The 21,742-nt window shown below is 63.0% G+C and carries 15 protein-coding genes; 5 read left to right on the top strand and 10 right to left on the bottom strand.

The genetic code is table 11. The features are described from left to right. Together AC1D1M_RS24935 and AC1D1M_RS24930 are read right to left on the bottom strand one after the other, a co-directional pair. Positions 1-1,792: ABC transporter permease (locus tag AC1D1M_RS24935; protein ID WP_477777661.1), on the bottom strand; the 1,792-nt coding region annotated here is incomplete at its 3' end. 1 nt (position 1,793) lies between these two features. Beyond that, the gene (locus tag AC1D1M_RS24930; protein WP_477777660.1) at positions 1,794-2,462 is read right to left on the bottom strand and encodes an ABC transporter ATP-binding protein; all 669 of its coding nucleotides are present in this window, start codon (positions 2,460-2,462) and stop codon (positions 1,794-1,796) included. Between the two features lie 137 nt (positions 2,463-2,599). Here AC1D1M_RS24930 and AC1D1M_RS24925 point away from each other — a divergent pair, with 137 nt between their 5' ends. After that, positions 2,600-4,573 carry an alkyl/aryl-sulfatase gene (locus AC1D1M_RS24925; protein WP_477777659.1) on the top strand — a complete coding sequence of 658 codons (1,974 nt, stop codon included), beginning with the start codon at positions 2,600-2,602 and terminating at the stop codon, positions 4,571-4,573. Positions 4,574-4,996: 423 nt separating this feature from the next. On the opposite strand, the gene AC1D1M_RS24920 is transcribed toward AC1D1M_RS24925, so the two are convergent. The 4 genes from AC1D1M_RS24920 to AC1D1M_RS24905 form a co-directional block, all read right to left on the bottom strand. Continuing rightward, positions 4,997-6,382: a DUF1254 domain-containing protein gene (locus tag AC1D1M_RS24920; protein WP_477777658.1), complete on the bottom strand. Its 1,386-nt coding sequence runs from the start codon at positions 6,380-6,382 to the stop codon at positions 4,997-4,999. Further along, positions 6,379-7,728 carry a DUF1254 domain-containing protein gene (locus AC1D1M_RS24915; RefSeq protein ID WP_477777657.1) on the bottom strand — a complete coding sequence of 450 codons (1,350 nt, stop codon included), beginning with the start codon at positions 7,726-7,728 and terminating at the stop codon, positions 6,379-6,381. Before AC1D1M_RS24915 ends, AC1D1M_RS24920 begins: the two co-directional genes overlap by 4 nt. 152 nt (positions 7,729-7,880) lie before the next feature. Continuing rightward, positions 7,881-9,218 carry a DUF1329 domain-containing protein gene (locus tag AC1D1M_RS24910; RefSeq protein WP_477777656.1) on the bottom strand — a complete coding sequence of 446 codons (1,338 nt, stop codon included), beginning with the start codon at positions 9,216-9,218 and terminating at the stop codon, positions 7,881-7,883. An 11-nt stretch (positions 9,219-9,229) separates the two neighbouring features. Continuing rightward, positions 9,230-11,056, bottom strand: coding sequence for a DUF1302 domain-containing protein (locus AC1D1M_RS24905; protein ID WP_477777655.1), 1,827 nt, complete (start codon positions 11,054-11,056; stop codon positions 9,230-9,232). A gap of 998 nt (positions 11,057-12,054) precedes the next feature. Between AC1D1M_RS24905 and AC1D1M_RS24900 the strand changes: the two genes are divergently transcribed. Next, positions 12,055-13,002, top strand: a complete 948-nt coding sequence (locus tag AC1D1M_RS24900) for a class I SAM-dependent methyltransferase (RefSeq protein ID WP_477777668.1) — start codon at positions 12,055-12,057, stop codon at positions 13,000-13,002. Here the strand turns inward: AC1D1M_RS24900 and AC1D1M_RS24895 are convergent. The 3 genes from AC1D1M_RS24895 to AC1D1M_RS24885 form a co-directional block, all read right to left on the bottom strand. Next, positions 12,980-14,329 carry an MFS transporter gene (locus AC1D1M_RS24895; protein ID WP_477777654.1) on the bottom strand — a complete coding sequence of 450 codons (1,350 nt, stop codon included), beginning with the start codon at positions 14,327-14,329 and terminating at the stop codon, positions 12,980-12,982. The two genes, AC1D1M_RS24900 and AC1D1M_RS24895, sit on opposite strands and share 23 nt — an antisense overlap. A 37-nt stretch (positions 14,330-14,366) precedes the next feature. After that, a complete protein-coding gene (locus AC1D1M_RS24890) occupies positions 14,367-15,443 on the bottom strand; it encodes a C45 family autoproteolytic acyltransferase/hydolase (protein ID WP_477777653.1) in 1,077 nt (358 codons plus the stop codon). 159 nt (positions 15,444-15,602) lie between these two features. After that, complete coding sequence (locus AC1D1M_RS24885; protein WP_477777652.1) at positions 15,603-17,330, bottom strand: amidohydrolase; 1,728 nt, start codon at positions 17,328-17,330, stop codon at positions 15,603-15,605. Between the two features lie 106 nt (positions 17,331-17,436). Here AC1D1M_RS24885 and AC1D1M_RS24880 point away from each other — a divergent pair, with 106 nt between their 5' ends. After that, positions 17,437-18,348, top strand: a complete 912-nt coding sequence (locus tag AC1D1M_RS24880) for a LysR family transcriptional regulator (protein WP_477777651.1) — start codon at positions 17,437-17,439, stop codon at positions 18,346-18,348. Between the two features lie 4 nt (positions 18,349-18,352). Here AC1D1M_RS24880 and AC1D1M_RS24875 read toward each other — a convergent pair whose 3' ends face one another. After that, a complete protein-coding gene (locus AC1D1M_RS24875) occupies positions 18,353-19,126 on the bottom strand; it encodes a helix-turn-helix transcriptional regulator (RefSeq protein ID WP_477777650.1) in 774 nt (257 codons plus the stop codon). Between the two features lie 110 nt (positions 19,127-19,236). On the opposite strand from AC1D1M_RS24875, the gene AC1D1M_RS24870 reads away from it, so the two are divergent. After that, a complete protein-coding gene (locus AC1D1M_RS24870; protein WP_477777649.1) occupies positions 19,237-20,340 on the top strand; it encodes an extracellular solute-binding protein in 1,104 nt (367 codons plus the stop codon). 131 nt (positions 20,341-20,471) lie between these two features. Beyond that, positions 20,472-21,602 (top strand): DmpA family aminopeptidase, encoded by a 1,131-nt coding sequence (locus AC1D1M_RS24865; protein ID WP_477777648.1) that lies wholly within the window; start codon positions 20,472-20,474, stop codon positions 21,600-21,602. The last annotated feature ends 140 nt before the right edge of the window (positions 21,603-21,742 follow it).

Raw genomic sequence — 21,742 nt, 5'->3', positions numbered from 1 at the left:
GCGTCAGGTGATCGCCCAGTTGCACGTGCAGCCGCCGGGCCAGTTGTTCGCTGAGCATCACCGTATCGTCCTTGGCCAGTCGTTCCCAAGGATTGTCGCCCAAGGCTTCGAGCAGCGGCCAGTGCTGGCGATAGGTCGGGTGGTCGATGATCCCGGACAGATCGGTCGGCCAGCCCTGCAACTGGATCGAAACCTGCCAGTTGGGCAGCACCGCCGCCAGTTGCGGCTGCTGGTTGAGCCAGCTGTGCAGCTCCCTGGCCTGAGCCGGGTTCTGTGGATTGAGATAAAGCTCGGCCGTCAGCCGTTGTTCGAGCCAGTCGCTGAAGGTCTGGCGGAACCCCGCGGTCATGCTGCCGGCTCCGATGTTCGCCGCCATGGCCAACAGCAGCGCCATCAACGCCAGACTCAGGGCCGGCAGTTGCTGGCGACAATCGGCGACAAACCATTGGCCAAGCACCGAGCGACTGCGCTGCGAACCGAAACTGAGCAGCGAACTGAGCACCACCGGCAACGCCAGCGCGGCACCGATCAACAGCGCCGCCATCAACACGAAGCCACTGACCAGGCTGTCGCCGAAGATCAGCGCCAGCAGCGCGATCATCCCGGCCATTGCCGCCACCCCACCCTGGCGTCGCAACCAGCGGGCATGGGCCTGATGCCAGGCTTGCGGGTCGGCCAGGGCAAGCAAGGGCAAGCGCGCCGCCCGCAGCAGGCTGCTGGCCCCGGCCAGCAACGCGCCGATCAGGCTCAGGCCGATACCGCTGAACCACCACAACAGGCTGAGGCTCAACTGCCCCGCCACTTCGGCGCCGTACAAGCCACGCAGGCTGGCGGCGACATCCGGCAACAGCACGCCGGCCAGCAGGTAGCCGCTGATCACCCCGGCCACACCGCCGATCAGGGCCAGTCCACCCAATTCGACGGCGAGACAAGCGATCAGCATCCGCGCACTCACACCGCAGGCACGCAAGGTCCGGAGCAAGCCTCGCCGTTGCTCCAGTGCCAACCCGATGGCCGCGTGCACGATGAACAGACCAACCACGAACGACAGCACCCCCAGGGCATCGAGGTTCAGGTGAAAGCTTTCGGTCAGGCGCGTCAGGTTGTTTTCTTCGCCGGCGCGCTTGAGTTGCAGCTGGCCCTTGAGCGGCTCCGGCAGCGGCGCGGTGAAGTCCTTCGGTAACAGCAGCCGCGACAGTTGCTCCGGCAACCCCAGAATCTGCTGGGCAAAACCGATGTCCACCAGCAACACACCGGGCGCCATGTCGGCCTGCACATGCAGCGGCGGCAGTGCCGCGCCCGCCAGGTTCAGTGGCCGGTCACCCTCGCGCAAACCCAGTGCCTGCAAGGTCTGCGACGATATCCAGGTACTGCCCGGCGGACTGAAAAAATCGACGACCTGTTCAATCGCCAGGGCCTGCCCGGCCACCGCCGCGCCCGCCGGCAGCGACACCGGCTCGATACCCATCAACTGCAAGCGCTGCTCTCCGTGCCCCTTGAGCGTGACCCGCCCTTGCAGCACCGGTGACACGGGCCACCCGGCGCGGCGCAGATCGATAAACCATTGTTGCGGGAACGTCCCGCCACCGGGCGCACTGAGGCTGGCCTGGGGTTCGCCGCCGATCAACTGACTGGCGCGGGCATAGCTGTCGCGGGCCTGGCTGTTGAGTGCCTGGACGCCGGTTAGCAGACCGGTGGCCAGCCACAACCCGGTCAGCACACTGAAAAACTGCACCGGGTGCTGCCGCCAGTGGCTGAGCAGGGCGCGCAGGGTTTCGCCAAAGATGCGCATGTCAGCGCTCGCCCGCACTGGCTAGACGACCACCGCACAGCAAGGCTTTTTCCGCCAGCCGCGCCGCCACGCCGGGACTGTGGGTGACCATCAACAGGCTGGTGGGACTGTCGTCGAGCAATTCCAGCAGCAACTGCAACACCTCGGCGCCGGTGGTTTCATCGAGGCTGCCGGTGGGCTCGTCGGCCAGCAGCAGTTGCGGGCGCGACGCCAGCGCCCGGCCCAGTGCGACCCGTTGCTGCTGGCCGCCGGACAGTTGCTCCGGGTAGCGCCGCAGCAGCTCGCCCAAGCCCAGGCGCCGCACCAGATGCGCCTGCCAGCGTGGGTCATGGCGCCCGGCCAGACGCGCCTGAATCGCCAGGTTGTCTTCGACCCGCAGGCTGCCGATCAGGTTGAATTGCTGGAACACCAGGCCGATTTCCGTACGGCGCCAGTTCGCCAGTTGCCCTTCATTCATCTGTTCCAGATGATGTTCGCCACTGCGGATGCTGCCGCGATCGATCCTGTCCAGCCCGGCGATCAGGTGCAGCAAGGTGCTTTTGCCACTGCCCGACTCGCCCATCAGAGCCAGGCTGCTGCCGGGCCTGAGCGTCAGGTCGACGCCTTGCAGCACCGGCAGCGGCCCCTGCGGTGTGGCGTAGCTTTTGAAAACGCCATGGACTTCAAGCATGGGTCAACCTGCTGGATATGCATGGCCCAAGGATAGCGGCCCTGAATGCTTTTTGTCCGTTGCTGATGATCGCCCTGCCCGAACCCCGCCCTACCCTCGAAGCTGGTCTGACCATAACGATAAAAAACGGAGACGCCATGCCTCGTTTCACCTTGAGCCCTCGTGGGCTGCTCGCTTGCCTGATCACTGCCTGCCTTGCGCAATCGGTGGTCGCCGCCGACGGACCGGTCGCGGCCAGCCCGCAAACCACGGCCAGTAACGCCGCCGTGCTGCAACAACTGCCCTTCACCGACCGCACCGACTACGAGTCGGTCACCAAGGGTTTGATCGCGCCGTTCAAGGGCCAGGTCAAGGACGCCTCGGGCAAGGTCATCTGGGATATCCAGGCCTATGACTTCCTCGCCAAAGACCAGGCCCCGGAGTCGGTCAACCCGAGTCTCTGGCGCCTGGCCCAGCTCAGCGCCCATGCCGGATTGTTCGAAGTCAGCCCTCGGCTGTATCAGGTGCGCGGCCTTGACCTGGCCAACATGACCATCATCGAAGGCGACGACGGGCTGATCATCATCGACCCGCTGACCATGGCCGAAACTGCCAAGGCAGCACTGGACCTGTACTACCAGAACCGTCCGCACAAACCGGTGGTGGCGGTGATCTACAGCCACACCCACGTCGACCACTTCGGCGGCGTGCGCGGGGTCATCGACGAAGCCGACGTCAAGGCCGGCAAAGTCAAGGTGTTCGCTCCCGCCGGGTTCATGGAACACGTGATGAGCGAGAACGTCTACGCCGGCAACGCCATGAGCCGCCGCGCGCAGTTCCAGTTCGGCAGCCTGCTGCCCCGTGGCGAAAAAGGCCAGGTCGACGCCGGCCTGGGCAAGAGCACGCCGAGCGGCGGCACCGTCACCCTGATCCCGCCCACCGACCTGATCGACAAGGAACTGCAAACCCGCACCATCGCCGGCCTCGATGTGGAATTCCAGTTGACCCCGGGCACCGAGGCGCCAGCGGAGATGAACCTGTACCTGCCGCAGTTGCGCGCCTTGTGCATGGCGGAAAACGCCACGCAAATGATGCACAACATCCTCACCCCCCGCGGCGCGCAAGTGCGTGACGCCAAAGCCTGGGCCGAGTACCTGGACGGCAGCCTGGCGCGTTACGGCGACAAGAGCGACGTGTTGTTCGCCCAGCACAACTGGCCGACCTGGGGCGGCGAACGCATCCGCACCTTCCTCGCCGACCAGCGCGACATGTACGCCTTCCTCAATGACCGCACCCTGCACCTGCTGAACCAGGGCCTGACGCCGCTGGAAATCGCCGACTCGATCAAGAAACTGCCCGGCAACCTGGACCAGAAGTGGTACACCCGTGGCTACTACGGCTCACTGAGTTTCAACACCCGCGCGGTGTATCAGCGCTACATGGGTTTCTATGACGGTAACCCGGCCAACCTCAATCCGTTGCCACCGGTAGAAACGGCCAAGCGTTCGGTCGAAGCCATGGGCGGCGATGCGGCGGTGCTGGGGAAAATGCAGGCGGCAATGGCCAAAGGCGAATACCGCTGGGCCGCGCAACTGGGCAATCAGTTGCTGTTCGCCAACCCGGACAACGGCGATGCGCGCAAAGCCCAGGCCCAGGCGCTGGAGCAAATGGGCTATCAAAGTGAAAACGCCACCTGGCGCAACATGTACCTGACCGGTGCCATGGAACTGCGCAACGGCGTACCACCCAATGCCGGCACTTCGGTATCGGTGGACATGGTGCGGGCGATGAGCCCGCAGATGTTCTTCGACTTCCTGGCGGTGCGCCTGGACAGTGAAAAGGCCGTCGGCCATGACCTGACCCTGAACTGGACCTTCGAGGATCAGAACAAGGACTTCAACCTGACCCTGCGCAATGGCGTGCTGACCCACCGTGCCGGGCTCAATCCCCAGGCGGATGCCGGCGTGAGCATGAGCAAGGCCACCCTGGAACAGATCAGCCTCAAGCAACTGGATATCCCGACGGCGATCCAGAAAGGCCTGATCAAGTTGCAAGGCAATGGCAAGAAGCTTGGGGAGTTGATGAGCAGCCTCGATACCTTTGCGCCGCAGTTCAATATCGTTACGCCTTGATATCGCCTTCGCGAGCAGGCTCGCTCCCACTGGAATCCATGCAGCTCACAGCATTTGTGAACGACACAGATCCACTGTGGGAGCGAGCTTGCTCGCGATGGCTATGTGTCAGGCGATGATTGTTTTGTGGGTGTACATATCCATTGCTGCGGTAACGGCCTCTGGCGGTTTCGCTCTTACAGCGAGTTACTTGGAAAAGCCCCAAGTAACCAAGGGCTCTTGCCCCTTACGTTCGGTGCCTCGCCTAGGCTCGGCATCCCCTCGCTCCGGTCCTGCTCCGTGGGCCCGCCGCCATCGGCCATCCATGGCCGGGGGCGGCTAACCCGGCATCCATGCCGGGTTGCCCACTGCGCAGAACCTGCGCTCGGCCTCTCGAGGGGGCAAGAAGGTCAAAAGCAAACGCAAAAGCAAAAGCGAGGCGGCTTAGGCAGTAACCACTTCAATCGCTGGCATTTGCCAGCGTTGATTGACCACCTGCTGCCCGGGTCCATACAGGCGCAGGACCAGGCTGAATGCCCCGCTCGCTGGCGTCGGCAACCAGTTGCTCTGCGCAGGCGGAGCGGCGTTCTGCAGGATCAACGTCAACCCGCCGTCCGCATCTTTTTGCAACTGATCCCGGCTGCTCAGGCAGTAACGATTGATCGGGTTGGCCACCAGTTGCCGGTCCGGCAAGTCATACAACGTCAGCGACCAGAACTCGCTGGCCGGCGGCAATTGCCCCGGTGCGAAACGCAGGCGATAGCTTCGCCCGCCCTGCAAGGGTTGACCCTGATTATCCAGGCGAGTGCCGGTGTAGAAGGCCTCTTCCACGCTGTTGCCGTAGATGCCGACATTCGCCGCCACAGCGCGGTTGAGGTAATTGCCGTTCATCGCTTCGCGAGTGCCGAACAGGCCGAGGGTGGTGCGTACCTGGCTCACTGCGGTTTGCAGTTGCGCCTGGGCGTCCTGAATCCCGGCGAGCAGTGCCTGGCGCACATCGGCCGGCAGAGCCACCACGTCGAAACCCTGACCGGGCACGATGCCGATCCGGGCAAAGCGTGCGCGCAAGGCTTGTTCGGACGGTTGCGTGGGGCACAGGCTGAGGATCTGGTTCAGCGCCGGGATAAACTCCAGCCCCAACCCGGTCTTGCTGTCCCAGGGTTGCCAGACAATCGCCGGCGCAGCCACGGGCGGTGCACCGCCGATGTATTCGTGCAACGAACGTAAACCGTATTCCTTCTGCAATGCACGCACCGCCGGCAAGTCCCCGGCGTTTTTCAGGCCCGTGCGCCCCAGCACCATGACGATTTCGGTTTCACTGCGCAGCACGGCCTTGACGCCGTCCGGTGTCGGGCCTTGCCAGCCCGGTCCGGCGATCAGGTAGTTTCCCGCTTCGCGACCGGTGCTGAGCACGCCGACATAGGCAAAGTTGTGGGTGTACTGGTCGACCAGTTGAAGCACGTAATAGCGGTCGTCATCGACCGCCGGCACGCTCAACACCTGCGGTTCGCTGCGCAGGTCGAGCCAGGCCCAGGAGTACGGCGTGTCGTTGTTCGGCGTGACAATGTCGCGGTTGTTCGGGGTAAACAACTCGCTGTAATGACGAAAGCGGTTGAAGCCGCCGACGTACTCCGGTGCGGTCGGGTTGAGCGCCTGTTTTTCCATGGTCTGGTAATGCATGAGCATGGGGTAGGCGTAAATCCACGCCTCTTTGGCAATCTGCCGCAGGTCATCGGAATCGGCGGCCAGCAACCAGCGTGGAAACATCAGGCTGCCGCCCAATACCCCCATGCCACCCAGCACCCGGCGGCGACTGAAAATCAGGTTCATGATTCGATCCTCGTTATCGTCGGCAACTGATAACTCCCGTCCAACGCCCTGCCCTTGGGCAGGTACAGGCGCAACAGCAGGTTGAACGGACCTTGCGGCGTCGGCAGCCAGTTGCCCTGCGGTGCAGCCTTGGGCGCATCGGCTTGCAGGATCAGGGTCAAGCCGCCGTCGGCATCGTATTGTAGACCAGGGCTGCGGTCGCCCAGGGCATAACGCTGGATCGGGTTGGCCACCAGCAACTGGGTTTTGCCGTCATACAGGGTCAGCGACCAGAACGCATTCACCGGTGGCAATTGCCCGGCGGGAAAATGCAGGCGATAGGCGTGTTGACCGGTGAGCGCCTGCCCCTCGGCATCGTGCAGCGCCATCGGGTACAGCGCTTCCTGCGCGTTGTTGGCGTAGATGTAGCGCCAGGCGACCGCGGCACGGGTCAGGTCATCGTCGCCAAACTTGCCGACGTTGGACGGCGACGGCAACCAGCCCTGCTGCTCCACCGAGAGCTGGCTGGACGCTGCGCGCACCTGCTCGCGGCCGGCTTCGGCACCCTGGGCGACGGCTTCGCTCAAGTCCGCCGGGGCCTGGAATGCGACGCCCGGGTTCACGCCGATGGCGGCGAAACGGGCGAGTTTTTTCTGCTCGCTGGCGGTCCATTGGTGCAGCGGCGCCAACGCGTTGAAGGTGCTGAACAGCGCCTGCGCCGGCCCTTGTTTGGTGTCTGTATACGCTGGCAGTTGCAGCGGTGCCACCGGTTCAGGCGTCGCGCCGCCACTTGCTTTGGACAGCGGTTGCAAGGCGTAGCCCTTCAGCACTTGCGCGGCGTCTTTCTGATCCGCTTCGCCCTTGACCTCGGTCCGTCCCAACAGGAATACCAACCGGCTCGGCGAGCGAATCACAGCGTTGAAACCCGATGGCATTGGCCCTTTCCAGTCCGGCCCGGCGATCAGGTAGCGCCCGGCCTGATCGCCCGTGGCGCGGGTGCCGATGTAGTCGAGGTTGTCGGTGCGCATGTCCACCAGTTGGAAACTGTAGTAGCGACTTTGCACGGCCGGCACGTCCAGCACCATTGGTTCGCTGCGCAAATCAAGCAAGGCGCGCGAATAGAAGGTGTCGTTGTTCGGCGACACCACTTTGTTGTCTTGCGGGCCGAGCAGGCGCGGCTCGCTGTAGAGGCGGTTGAACGGCAGCCTGGCGGCAATGGCGCTGAGCACTTTGTCGTGTTCGACCGTGGCGTAGGCGAACACGTAGGCCTCCTGCGCCAGGGCTTTCGCCTGCTGTCGGTCGAGGGTTGCGGCGTGAACAGTGCCCAGGCTCGCGCCCAGGGCCAGAGCGGATATCCAGTAGCGCACGGCAGATCTCCTTTAGCAAAAACATCAGCACACACAGATCCCTGTGGGAGCGAGCTTGCTCGCGATGAAGCCGGTACAGCCAACATTGATGTCGTCTGATACGCCGCCATCGCGAGCAAGCTCGCTCCCACAGGGGATTTACGGTGTCCGGTTTACTTGGCCCAGCGCCGCAGGTCCGACGGGGTGTAGTCGTCGGTCTTGGCGGCGAAGCCCACGCGCATCGGCTCGGTCTCTTCGTTGGCCAGGCCGCCGGCGTAGTAGCGTCCGGAGATCAGGTCATAGGAGGTTTCCAGCACGTTGTAGGTAAAGCCGTGGTCGTACTGCTGGATCGCGTGCAGTTCACCGCTGCGCCACAGCTCACCGCGGCTGTCGTACTGGTCCGACTGGGCGATCTGCCAACTGTCCTCGTCCACATAGAACCGGCGCTTTGCATAGATATGCCGCGCATCAGGCTTGAGGGTCGCCTCCACCACCCACACCCGGTGCTTCTCGTAGCGAGCCAGGTCCTGGTTGACGTGGTTGGGCTGGATCACGGCGTCGTACTTGAGGTCGCGGCTGCCGATCTTGTAGCTGTTGTAAGGGATGAACAGCTCTTGCTTGCCCACCAGTTTCCAGTCGAAGCGATCCGGCGCTCCGTTATAGCCGTCGATGTTGTCGGCGGTGATCAGGCCGTTGCTGTATCGGGCGCTGTTGTCGTAGGCGATCATCGGCGCACGACGCACACGACGTTGCCCCGGCAGGTATTGCCAGGCCGAACGAGGCTCGGCGACCTGGTCGATCGGCTCATGCACCAGCACTGCTTCGCCGGACAGACGCGCCGGTTCCAGGACCCGGCTCTTGAACATGAACAGGATGTTCGAGCCCGGTTCCAGTCCGCCCACGGTGTCGGCGAAGTTGATCAGCGACTGGTTGCGCACGTAGCTGGTGGCGCCGTTTTCGCGCACCAGCGCCGAGCTGCTGATGCGCTCGTAACTGCCGCCGCGGTAACGGGTCATGTGGTTCCACATCACCTCCAGACCTTCGGTGGGCAGCGGAAACGGAATGCCCCTGGCGTAATCGTGCAGACCGTTGCCGCCGTCGGCCATGCTGGTTTTGGCCACGTTGTCGCGGCTCGCCGCCAGCACATCCTTGGGCAGGTTGGCGCTGCGATGGGTCGGGTAGATGTTCATCTTGTAAGTGTCGGGAAAGCGCTTGAACAACGCGACTTGCCCCGGACTGAGAAACTTCTCGTACTGCGCCACGTTCTTCGCCGTGACGGTGAACAACGGTTTTTCAGCGGCATACGGATCGCTGTAGCCGCCCTTGCTGTCGACGGTACCGGCGTTGCTCGCCAGGCCACCGGTCCAGGCCGGAATGCTGCCGTCGGCATTGGCTGCCATTTCCGAGCCCATGGGGGTGAGGGTCTTGCCCAGTGCCGCCGAATCGGTGCCTTTGGCCTGGGCCAGGCCGACGGTGCAGGCCAGGGCCAGCACGCACAATTGCATACGCATAATGGTTCTCCTTAGAAGTCTGCCTTGAAGCTGACGGATGCGAAATCGCGGTCGTCGAGGGTGCTGTAATCGTTGGAACCGAAGAACGCGTTGTAGGCCAGTTCCACGCTGTAATCGTTCATGTAGACGCCGGTCAGGCTCACGCCCAGCGCTTGCTGGCCTTCCTGGAACGGCCCTTGCGGATCGTAGGAATAGCCCGAGATGTCATGCCGCCAGTTGACCGCCGGAATCAGGTTGATGCCCGGCAACACATCGCTGTATTCGAGGCTGGCGCGCAGGCGATAACCCCACGACCAATCGGTGGCAAAGCCCTTGTCGGTGCAGTATTGGTTGGTCACACCGGAAGCCACTGTGTTGCACAGCGTGCCGTTACGCGGAGCGCTGCGACCGAACGCGGCGTTACGGCCCAGGCGCTCGTCGCCGAGATCTTCGATGTGCACCACACCGGCTTCACCGAACAGGCTCAGGCGCGTGGCGCCCAGCACGTTGTCGATGGCCTGGGTGGCCGAACCGGTCAGTTGCCAGACGCCCTTGCGTTCCCACGCATCAAACTGGCTGCCATTGGTGGTGTTGAAGCCGGGCGGCAACTGCACCCAGGAACTGCCCCCCGGCCCGGAAATCACCGCGACGTTGACGTCGGGCGCGTTGATCGCGATCGGCATGTTCGGCCGGTAGCTCAGCTCACCGGCCAGGGAAATCCCGGTGACTGGCTCGATGCCGTTGAGACTGATGCCGTACAGGTGAATGTTTTCCGGGAAGGCCGCCGCATAGCTCGGCCCCTGGATGCCACCGGGAAAGGTGCCGGGCGAGGCAGTGTTCCTGGCATTGATAGTGAAATACGGCAACCGCGAGTGATAGTTGATGTAGTAGATCGCCGCTTCCGCATCGTTGAGCGCCGGGATCATCTGGCGCAGGGCAAAGCCGAACTGGCCGTTGTCGGACGGCGATTCGTTGCCCCGGGACGTGGCGAACAAACCCGCAGCCTGCATCTGTTGATCGGTCTGTACCTGGCTCAGAAACAGCGGCCCGCAACCCGGCTGGATCACATCGCTGCTGGCGAAGAAAGTGCCGCAACCGTCGAGGACGCTGGGGCGCCAGTTGTACTGGTAGAAACCTTCGAGGTTGGTGCTGTCGGTCAGGCCGAAGCTGAAGGAGACCATCTCCACCGGCAACTGGCCTTCCTTGATCTCCACGCCGGGACGGTTGAACGCCGAGATATCCAGAGGGTTGATCACGTTGATGCCGTTCTGGATCAGCAGCGCCTCGCCCCAGGACAACACCTGGTTACCGACCTTCACGCTCAGCGGATGCTCGGCCACCTGGAAGTCTTTCCAGACGTAGGCATCGAGCACCTGGAAGCCCTTGAACTTGGCCAGATCGTCCCAGCCCGAATCGTCGAAATCCTTAAAGCGGCCATTGCCGGTTTCATAGGCGTGGTCGTACCAGTATTTGAAGCGAATGAACGCGCCCTGGCCCTGGCCATCGAGGCTGAAATCGGTGAGGCCCTTGAAGAGCTGCGAGATGGGGTCGCCCTTTTCGAAGTTCAGCCGGTTGTCGTCGGCGCTGACGCTGCTGCCATTGGCATTCACGCCCTGGGCCTGCAAGGCGTTGGCCCGGGTCATCAGGCTTTTGTCGGGGTTTTGCGTCGACCAACTGCTGCCCAGGCTCAGGCTGGTCTTGGTCGACAGGCTCCAGTCTTCGTTGAGGTCAAATGTGGTGGCGCAGGTCGGCCCCGTGAGTACAGCAAGAATCGCCAGCGCAAGGGGTTGCGGGCGGGTGTGGCCAAGCCGGTGAAGTCGTCGGCGGACTCCGGCTGTGGCCGAGCTTTTTTTTATCATTATTAGGCTCCGGTCAGATTTGCTCAGCCCGGACACGGTGCCCAACTATCGGCCGCGACACGCAAGCGATGGCCGACAAAAAATAATCATCGGGGGTGGCTGCGGGGCAGGCGGTATTTGTTTTGAGGGTGTACATATCCGTTTTTGCGGTAACGGCGGCTTAGGGTTCTGCCCTTACGGCGGGTCACTTTGGAAGAGCGCCAAAGTAACCAAAACGCTCTGCCCCTGACGTTCGCCCTTCGCTTAGGCTCAGGGTGCCCTCGCTCCGGTCCTGCTCCGTGGGCCCGGCCTCACGAAGGGGCAAGAAGATCAAAAGCCAAAGCAAAAGCGAGGCGGCCTACCGGCCGGCCTGATCGCGGGGTTCGTTCGCCTGTGAGAATTGAGTCGGCTGGCAGGCCGTCATCGCGAGCAAGCTCGCTCCCACAATTGGACCGTGTGCAGCAGCAAAATCAGGTCGGCCGGTAGGCCGCCTTCGCGGGCAAGCCCGCTCCCACAAAAAAGCAAAGGCAGATCGGCGTACCCCCACGCTCTTCACCACTCAACAGGCCGAGCGTTAGCTCGCCTGCAGCTCTTGATCTTGATCCACCCGCCCCCTCGGAAGGCTGAGTGGAGGCGTTCATCCGGGGACTGGCGCGCAGCGCCGTTCGACGCAGTCGAACTCATTGCATGTAGGTCGTCGCGAAGCAGACCGGAGGGCAATGCCCCCGGATGAATGCCGGAGCGAAGGAACCCCGAGCCTTAGCGAGGGGCCGGACGTTCGGGGCGAGCGCTTTTTTTGCTTACTTTTTTTGAGGCGCTTGTTAAAAAAAGTGAGTCGCCGTAAGGGCGAAACCATAAGCCGCCGTTACCGCAGCAACGGATATGTACACAGTCAACAAAAGACAGGTCGGCTGTCAGGCCGCCTTCGCGGGCAAGCACTCACTCTGTTTTGTGCTGACCCGCCCATGGCGCAATTATGATTAAATGCCGCCCCCCCACAAATGACCGACCCGACCCCGATGAACCCTGAAGCCCTCGCCACCCTCAACCAACAGGTGCTGACCGCCCTGGTGGCCGCCCCTGCCGAAACCCGCCGCCTGTTCCACGGCCGTGGCCGCTGCTGGCCGGGGCTGGAGCAAGTGACCGTGGACTGGCTGCAAGGCGTAGTGCTGGTGGCGCTGTTCAAGGAGCCGGAAGCTGAGCAACTGCAAGACTTGAAGCAGTTGCTGATGGCAATCACACGGTCAGCGCAATGGGCCCAATCCGGCGCCCACACGCTGCTGTTGCAACACCGCTACCTGCTGCAAAGCACCACCGAGTGGCTGCTCGGGGAAGTCATCGAGGAAATGACCATCACCGAGGGTGGTCTGAAGTACCGAGTGGATTTGGGCCGCAAACAGAACACCGGGCTGTTCCTCGACATGCGCTACGGCCGCGATTGGGTCCGCGCCAATGCCGAGGGAAAACGGGTATTGAACCTGTTCGCCTACACCTGCGGTTTCTCGGTGGCCGCCATCGAGGGCGGCGCGAGCCACGTGGTCAACCTAGACATGTCGAGCCCGGCCCTGAGCCGTGGCCGCGACAACCACCGGCTCAACGGCCACGACCTGAGCAAGGTGAGCTTTCTTGGTCACGACCTGTTCAAGTCCTGGGGCAAGGTGATCGGCAAAGGCCCGTACGACCTGGTGATCATCGACCCGCCGTCGTTCCAGAAAGGCAGCTTCTTGCTGACCAAGGACTACCAGCGCGTGCTGCGCCGGTTGCCCGAATTGCTCAGCCCTGAAGGTACCGTGCTGGCGTGCATGAACGACCCGGCATTCGGTGCCGACTTCCTCATCGACGGCGTCACCCGCGAAGCGCCGAGCCTTCGGTTCGAGCAGCGTCTGGAGAACCCACCGGAGTTTCCCGATGCCGATGTCGAGTGTGGGTTGAAGGCGTTGGTGTTCAGGCAGCACCTGACCGACTGACCGTCATTGCCGAAGGCACGCCGTCAACCTTCGGCGCTTCATCAATCTGCGCCATGCTCAAGTGCGCGGTTTCCCTCAAGAAGAACGAGCACACGGCGACGATAGCCAACGCGACAGAACCATACACCGCGACTCCAAGCGCATTGTGGTTGGTCGCAATCAAAATTGCCGTCGCCACGCTCGACGCCGTACCGCCGCCCAGTGCCGCCCCGATCTGGTAGGCGGCGGACATTCCCGAGTAGCGCATTTCCCTGGGGAACTGTTCCGCCAGAAACGCCGGGATCGGTCCCTGGGTCGCGCCCATGAACGCACCGACCGCGATGTACGCCAGGGTCGACACCAGCAGGCTTTTCATACCGACCAACGGGAAGAAGGCAAAGAACCCGATGGCCATGATGATTGCGCCGAGGATCATGACTTTGCGTCGGCCGATCCGGTCAGACAGCAGGGCAAACAGCGGCGCGGTCACCACGATGGCCACGGACAACGAAAAGTCGAAGATCAGTGCGTCCGTGCTGCCGTAGCCGAGTTGCGTGGCGTAGGACAAAAAGAACGTGCTGCCGATGTAGGCGATGGTCACGTAGCCAAACGCGATCCCGGTGCACAGCAGCATTTCCTTCGGGCGCGCCCGCAGTGCTGCGGCCAGGGGAATGCGCGCCTGCGCTTGCGGTTGGACCTGCTGTGCAACCGGTTTTTGCAGCCGCGCATAGAGCCCGATCAACACCAACACACCGCCCAGCCAGAATGGAATGCGCCAGGCGAAATCGGCGAGGTTATCGTTCGAGGCGACACTGACGATACCGAACACTGCCGCGCCGAGAATGCCGCCAATGCCGATGCCCATGCTGGTGAAACTGCCCCACAGCCCTCGTCGACCGGGGGGCGCCGATTCGATGCCGAACAGCGCCGCCCCACCCCACTCACCGCCGGCGGCGAAGCCTTGTATCAACCGCAACAGCACCAGCAATGCCGGGGCCGCCAGCCCTATCGATGAGTAACCGGGCAAGCAACCGATCAACAGCGTGCTCAGGCCCATCAGCAACAGGGTGATCACCAGCACTTTCTGCCGACCGATCCTGTCGCCGTAGTGCCCGAAGACCATGCCACCCAAGGGCCGCGCAAAAAAGCCCGCACCAAAGGCGCCGAAGGCAAACAGCGTGGCGGTCAGCGGGTCCATCTGCGGGAAGAACACCTTGGGAAACACCAGCGCCGCCGCCGTGCCGTAGATGACGAAGTCATAGAACTCCAGCGCGGTGCCCATGCCGGAGACGAAGAAGGTTCTGAGGGCGGATTGCGAACCCGCCGTGGAATGACCGTAACTAGCCATATCGAGTGCTCTTTTTGTTGTTATGGAGGACGTCGGTTCAGAAGCGCTGAAAGCCGTCGCGGGCCAGCAGCATCGGGTTGCCGGCGGCGTATTCGAGCACGCCGTGTTCGCTGTCGATGCCGATGGTCAACAGGGTTTCCCAGCGCTCGGTGGCCGGCATGCTCAGGTCCGGATGGAAACAGATCGGCGCCTCGTCACCGGCGGCACCGCACATCGCCGCCGCCCGACGGTTCAGGTCGCCATGGATCATGTCGGCCCGCGCGGCGTTGACATGGGCCAGGCGTGCATAGGTGGTCGATGCGTCCGGCGTCCGCTCGCCAAGGCTCAGTGCCGCGTCGAGGAAGTGATTGGTGTGGGTGATCCAGCCGTCTTCGCCGGGCAGGACCACGGCGGTGCCGGCGGCGGACATTTCAATGCTCGCCGCGCGTGGCGCTGCATCACTGCGCGAGAACACCGTCAGCACCGTCGAGGCACTGACCCGCGCCGACCGCGCCAGGGCAATGGCCTCTTCAACGCTGGTGGCCTCCTCCAGGATCCGCCGGGCAATCGCGTGCACCGGCACGCCAGCAACCGCGTTGTCGCTGGCGTGGTGGAGGATGTTGAAATGCAGCCCGACGCCTGCGCTGTTCACGCCGATCTTGCCAAGCATGCCGAACTCGGTGAACAGTTTGACGGTGATGCCGGAGCTGGCCGTGAGTTGCAGCAGCATGCCGTGGGGCACCAGCGAATCGTGCCAGTCCCAGGTCTGGATGGTCCTGGGCGCAACCATCCCCGCCGGCGCGAAGACCGCCGTCGAGCATTCGCCTTCTAGCGATGCCGGCATCACCGCGAGGATTTCCGTGCGCGCGTTCAGGCTCGCCAGTTGCCACAGGGGAATCCCGGCGCCTCCGGCCGTGGCCGCCAGCTCCTGGGCCAGGCTCGGGCTCCAGTCTGAGAGTGCTTGCAGGCTGGCTTCGCCGATTGAGCGCACCTGCTCGGGGGTAACACCGACCTGCTTGAAGAAATCGAGATAGAGCGCCACCGTCTTGCCGATTTGAGCCGCCCAGGTTTCGCCGATTTGCTGGCCTCGAATCTGTGGGTTGTGGGTGTCGGTGACGAAGCAATGCAGTTTCACGGAAGAATTCCTTGTTTTAACGTTGATATCCAACCTGTGGGAGCGAGCTTGCTCGCGATAGCGGTGTTTCAGTCGACATCATTGTTGGATGTGCTGGCCCAATCGCGAGCAAGCTCGCTCCCACAGGTTTGTTGCCACAGGTTTTGTTGAGTATCGGGTTCAGGGATTGCGGGCAAAAATCTCGCGCCCGGCGAACCAGGTTTGCAGCACCCGGGTATCGCGCAGGGCCTCGGCTTTGACGGCGAAGACATCGCGGTCGAGGACGATCATGTCGGCCTGTTTACCCGGCTTGAGCGAACCGATCTGCTCCTCGAGGCGCAGGGTGCGGGCCGCGTTGAGCGTGTAGGCCTGGAACATGGTCTGGCGGTCGATGTCTTCGCCCGCATTGAGCACGCCTTTCGGGCCTGTGCGGCTGACCGCCTGGTAGATCGCCTTCCACGGATCCGGCGTGGTGATCGGCCAGTCGCTGGCACCGGCAATGGTCGCGCCGTTCTTGAGCAGTGAGCGGGCCGGGTACGAATACATGAAGGCCATCGCGCTGACATAGGGTTTGACCAGGTCCATGCTCGACTCATCGGCCATGGCCCAATACAGCTGCATCGAGGCAATCACGTTAAGGGTTTTGAACCGGGCGAACTCCTTCGGATTGACCATTTGCAGGTGCGTGATGGAGTGCGGGATGCCACTTTGTCGGTCCTTGCGCGCCTGCTCGATGCCGTTGAGCGATTCGCGCACCGCGCGGTCGCCTATCGCGTGGATGTGCACCAGCCAGCCACGGGCGTCGGCAGCACTGACCAGTTGGCCAAAGTGCGCCGGGTCGATCAGCAGCTCGCCGGATTTTTTCGAATTTTTGTAAGGCTCAAGCATGGCGGCGCTTTGTGCCGGGACTTCCGCCACACCGTCGGCAAACACCTTGATGCCTGGCAGGGTCAGATTGGGCACGCCGAGAAACTGCTGGCGGACCTTGTCCAGTTCATCGAGATCGGCTGGCGTGGCTTTCGAGTCGGCCATCAGCAGCGCGGCCACATGGGCGGTCAGCTCGCCACGCTCGGCCAGCGCCTTGTAGATCGGCAGCACCCCCACCGACTGATTGTTCACATCGCCGCCGGGGATTTCATTGGCAATCGGGTCCATCCAGCCGGTGATGCCCAGGCTCTTGTAGTAGTCGAGCGCTTCGCGCGCTCCCGCCATCAATTCCTCGGTGGTCGGGGGTGGAAGCAGAGCCTGCACCGGATACAGACCGGCATCGACCAGGAAGCCATTCGGACGCCCATCGGCGTGATGACCGATCGTGGCCTGCTCTTCATCTTTCAGTGCCTTGACCCGCGCGGCATCGACGCCGGCGCGCTGGAGCATGGCCTGATTGGCCCACCCCGTGTGCAGGTCCCAGCCCAGAAACAGAATCGGGGTGTCCGCCCATTCGCCCTGATTGAAGCGCTGCTCAAGGGCTTCGATCTGGCTCCAGTAAGTCGAGGGCAAGCCGCCGACACTGAGGACGTCACCGCGTTTGGCCTTGCCGTCTTCGCGCCACTGACGCAGGCGCTTTTCCAGCTCGTCGAGGGGCAGCAACTCGCCGTCCAGGTTGGCTTGGCGCAATTGCAGGCCGCCCTTCACGGTGTGCGAGTGCGAGTCGATAAACCCTGGCATCAGCACCTTGCCGCCCAGGTCGATGAGGCGCGTGCCCGGCTGCTTGAGCCGCAGCACTTGAGCATCGGAACCCACCGCCGAGACCTTGCCGTTCTCGACCGCAATGGCCTGCTGCAACGGCTGGCCGGGTTCGGCGGTGTACACCCTGGCGTTGTGCAGGATGAGATCGACAGCGGCCATACTTTCCATCGAGGAACAGGCCAGAGCAAGCGACGCGGCCAAGGTCAGAATCTGTTTCATGGGGTGGCTCTTTATTTTTGTTGGGCTGTAGCCAAGACTATCCAAGCCGAATCGAGAACTGAATGCCTGCTCCCGCACAACTTCTGTGCCCATCAGGAATAGATCAATGGACAAAATGAGTGCCCTGACCATGTTCGTCGCCACCGCCGAACACGGTAATTTCAGCCGCGCCGCCGAGCTGCTCGGCAAAACCCCTTCGGCCCTGACCAAGGCCGTGGCCCAACTGGAGGAAGAACTCGGCACGCGCCTGTTCGACCGCACCACCCGGCGCATGGCGCTGACCGAAGCGGGCCGCATCTATCTGGAAGGTGCACGCCAGGCGCTGATGCAACTGCAATTGGCCACCGAAGACGTGGAGCAGTTGCAGCATGAACTGCGCGGCGACTTGCGGATCACCGCCCCGCCCTCGTTCGCGCCGGCGTTTCTCAATCAGGTGTGCTGTCGCTTCTTGACCGCGCATCCGCAGGTCAAACTGGAAGTGGACCTGAGCGATAACTTCGAAGACCCGGTGGACGGCGGCTACGACCTCGCCCTGCGCGACGGTCCTATCGACCTGCCCGGCGTGATCGCGCAGCCGCTGGTGGAAAACCAGATGTTGCTGTGCGCCAGCCCGGCGTACCTGGCACGCAAGGGCGAGGAGGTTTCACTGGAAAACTATCAGCAGCACGACTGGCTGATCTTCCGTCACCCACTGCTCAATCGGCACTTCTGGTGGGTCAAGCAGGGTGAGCAACGGATACGCCTGACCCAACCGACGCCCCGGCTGGCCAGCGATAACTACGACTTTCTCCTGGCCTGCCTGCTCGATGGACAGGGCTTGCAGTTCATCCCGCAATGGAGCGCCGCGCCCTATCTGGCGCGCGGCGAGCTGGTCGAGTTGATGCCGCAGTACTGGCGTGAACCCAGCGCGTTCGGGCCGTGGATCTACGTGCTGTACCTGGCGCACCGGCGCAATACGCGCAAGGTGAAAGTGTTCATCGAATACCTCAAGGCGCATTGGCAACAGCACGCGGCATGACGGCTCAACGCGGCTGCAACACCAGGGCAAACAACTCGCCATGCCCATTGACGTTGAGCTTGTGATAGAGGTTGCGCCGATGCACTTTCACCGTCTCCGGGGAAATGCCCATTTGCTGGGCGATGGCCTTGCTGGAGAAGCCCTGGAGAATCAGGCGCGCGGTTTCGATTTCCCGCAGCGTCAGGCGTGCGTCGAAGCGATCGAGCAAGGTCGCCAGATCGCCGGCCGGCGGTTCGGCGATCGGTCCTTCCGGTGGCAGCAAATCCACATGTCGGCGCATCGCTGCCAGCACCCAGTCACGCACGCACAGCAGACGGCCCTGTTCTTCCAGGCTGAAGCGCGTCGAGCGCCCCAGGGACAAACCGAGCACGGCGCCGTCGACGTTGACCATGAACTGCAACTCGTCGCCACCGACCACGGTGCTGAAGTAACTCAGGTAGTACTCGCTGTGCTGGAACTGGTCGGGGGCCACCGATTCGAGGCTGTGCAAGCCGTCGGCGATGCCCGCGCAAGCGGCTTGATAGAACGGATCGAGCAGGTACATGCCGGCGCGGTAATCCGCCAGTTCTTCCTGCTCATCAGCGTTGCCCTTGGCATCGAAATCAATCATCAGGCGCGGCACATGGCCCGGGCGCATTAGCGCTACCAGCGCGTTGTCCAGCGGCACCAGCAAGCGCAAGGTATCGACCAGCGCACGCCAGAAGCTGTCCCGCCCCACCGCCGTGAACACCCGCGCCAGCCCCTGGTGCACCGGCAACTCTTTCAACAACGCGTCCACGCACTACCCCTTTTGAGTAACCCATGATGGGAATGGGTGAAGGCCACCCCGGTCGATACGCTACAAACTCCTGATTACCACCGGCCGCAACAGGCCAGGAGTGCCGCATCATGAGTCGTCACCGCTTGTATTTCAATCTGGGGTTTGGCGCCTGCCTGGCGGTGTCGTTGTCGGCTTTTGCGGTCGAAGCCCCGACGGTGCACGTGTACAACTGGTACGACTACATCGGCCCCACCACCCTGCAGGATTTCAAGCGTGACACCGGGATTGCGCCGGTCTACGACACCTTCGACAGCGCCGAAGTGCTCGAAGGCAAACTGCTCACCAGCCGCAGCGGCTACGACGTGGTGGTGGCCAGCAACTTCAGTTTGCCCACGCTGATCAAGGCCGGTGCCCTGGCGCCCCTACCCCGTGCGCAGATGCCGGACTTCAAGAACATGGACGCCGAACTGCTGGCGAAACTGGCCAACAACGATCCGGGCAACCAGTACGCCGTGCCTTACCTGTGGGGCACCAACGGCATCGGCTACAACGTCGACAAAGTGCGCGCGGCGCTGGGCGACAAGGCGCCGGTGGATTCCTGGGACCTGGTGCTCAAGGAAGAGAACCTGGCCAGGCTCGGCGAATGCGGCGTGGCCATGCTCGACTCGCCGTCAGAGATGCTGCCGGTTGCCCTGCACTACCTTGGCCTGCCGCCCAACAGCACCAACCCCGAGGACTACAAGAAAGCCGAAGCGTTGCTGCTCAAACTGCGTCCGCACATTGCCTACTTCAACTCGTCGAAGTTCATCAGCGACCTGTCCAACGGCAACATCTGCGTGGCGGTCGGCTGGTCCGGCGCGATGCTCGAAGCCAAGACCACCGCCGAGCAGGCCGGTAATGGGGTGAAGATCGCCTACAGCTTGCCCAAGGAAGGCGCGCCGGTGTGGTTCGACACGCTGGTGCTGCTCAAGGACGCCCCGCACCCGGAACAAGGGATGGCCTTCATCGACTACCTGATGCGACCCGAAGTCATCGCCCCGGTCAGCGACCACCTCAACTACCCCAACGGCAACCGCAGCGCGACCACGCTGGTGGCCGAAGCGACCCGCAACAACCCGGCCGTCTACCCGTCCGCGCAAGCCATGGCCACCCTGTTCACCCTTCAGCCACTGCCGCCGGCTACCGAGCGCGTGCGCACGCGGATCTGGAGCAAGGTCAAAAACGGTCAGTAGGAGCTGCCGAAGGCTGCGATCTTTTGATCCTGGTCCTCAGCAGCTGACAAAAATCAAAAGATCGCAGCCTTCGGCAGCTCCTACACAGGGTCAGCGATCTTTTTCTGCCAAAAATTGAAAATGAGAAAACCATGAAACCACGCGCCCGCGACCTCAATATCCCTATCGGCCAACTGCAACCCGGCCCGCTCAACGCCATCACTGACGTCCCCGGCGTACGCGTCGGCCACAGCGATGTACGAGGACGCACTGCCAGCGGCCGCGACATCCTCACCGGCGTCACCGTCATCGAACCGCGCGCCGGGTCCACCAGCCAGCAACCGTGCTTTGCCGGTGTGCATGTGCTCAACGGCAACGGCGATGCCACGGGTCTGGAATGGATTCGCGAGGCCGGCTTGCTGACCAGCCCCATCGCCTTCACCAACACCCACAGCCTGGGCGTGGTGCGTGATGCGCTGATCGTGCTCGACCGCGAGCAGCAGCCGGATGACGGGCGCCTCTACTGGAACATGCCAGTGGTACTGGAAACCTTCGACGGCCTGCTCAACGACATCAACGGCTTTCACGTGAAGCCGGAACACGTGGCCCAGGCCGTGCGTTCGGCGGCGGGCGGTCCGGTGGCCGAAGGCAACGTTGGCGGTGGCAGCGGCATGATCTGCCACGAATTCAAGGGCGGCATCGGCACCGCGTCGCGCCGCTTGAACAGCGCCCAGGGTGGCTGGACAGTCGGCGCGATTGTCCAGGCCAACCATGGCATTCGCAATGAACTGCGCGTTGATGGGTATCCGGTCGGGCGCTACATGGAACAGATCGATTCGCCATTCCTCAAGGCCTCGCTTCCGCATCCGGGCATGGGTTCGATCGTGGTCTGCCTGGCCACCGATGCGCCGTTGCTGCCGCACCAGTGCACCCGCCTGGCCCAGCGCGCCAGCCTCGGCCTGGCCCGCACCGGCGGCGGCAATGAAGACCACAGCGGCGACATCTTCATCGCCTTCGCCACCGGTAACGAACACGTACCGCCGGCTGCGTACGAGAGCAAAAAAGCACCGATCACCGACAACCTGAGCATGGTCAACAACGACCACATCAGCGAGCTGTTCCTGGCCGCCACCGAAGCCGTGGAAGAAGCCATCATCAACGCCCTGCTCGCCGCCGAAACGGCCGAAGGCAACGGGCATGGGGTGCAGGGGCTGGATGCCGAAACGTTGCTCAAGGCGTTGCGTCGCGCCGGCTGGCCGGGGGATGCGACTAGCGGTACTTGAGTGAAACACTCGGTCTTTTTAGGATGAACTTACGCAGCCGCTTGCTTGCGCAAACCGCTGCGTAGGTGGTGAGTGAACTGAACCCCTACCAAGCTCACCGCCTGCTTCATGCGCATCTTGAGCCTCTCGGCTCTACTTCC

The organism is Pseudomonas sp. P1_F7 (assembly GCF_056405655.1).
The sequence above is the reverse complement of the archived record's forward strand: the minus strand, read 5'-3'. Positions and strand labels throughout refer to the sequence as shown.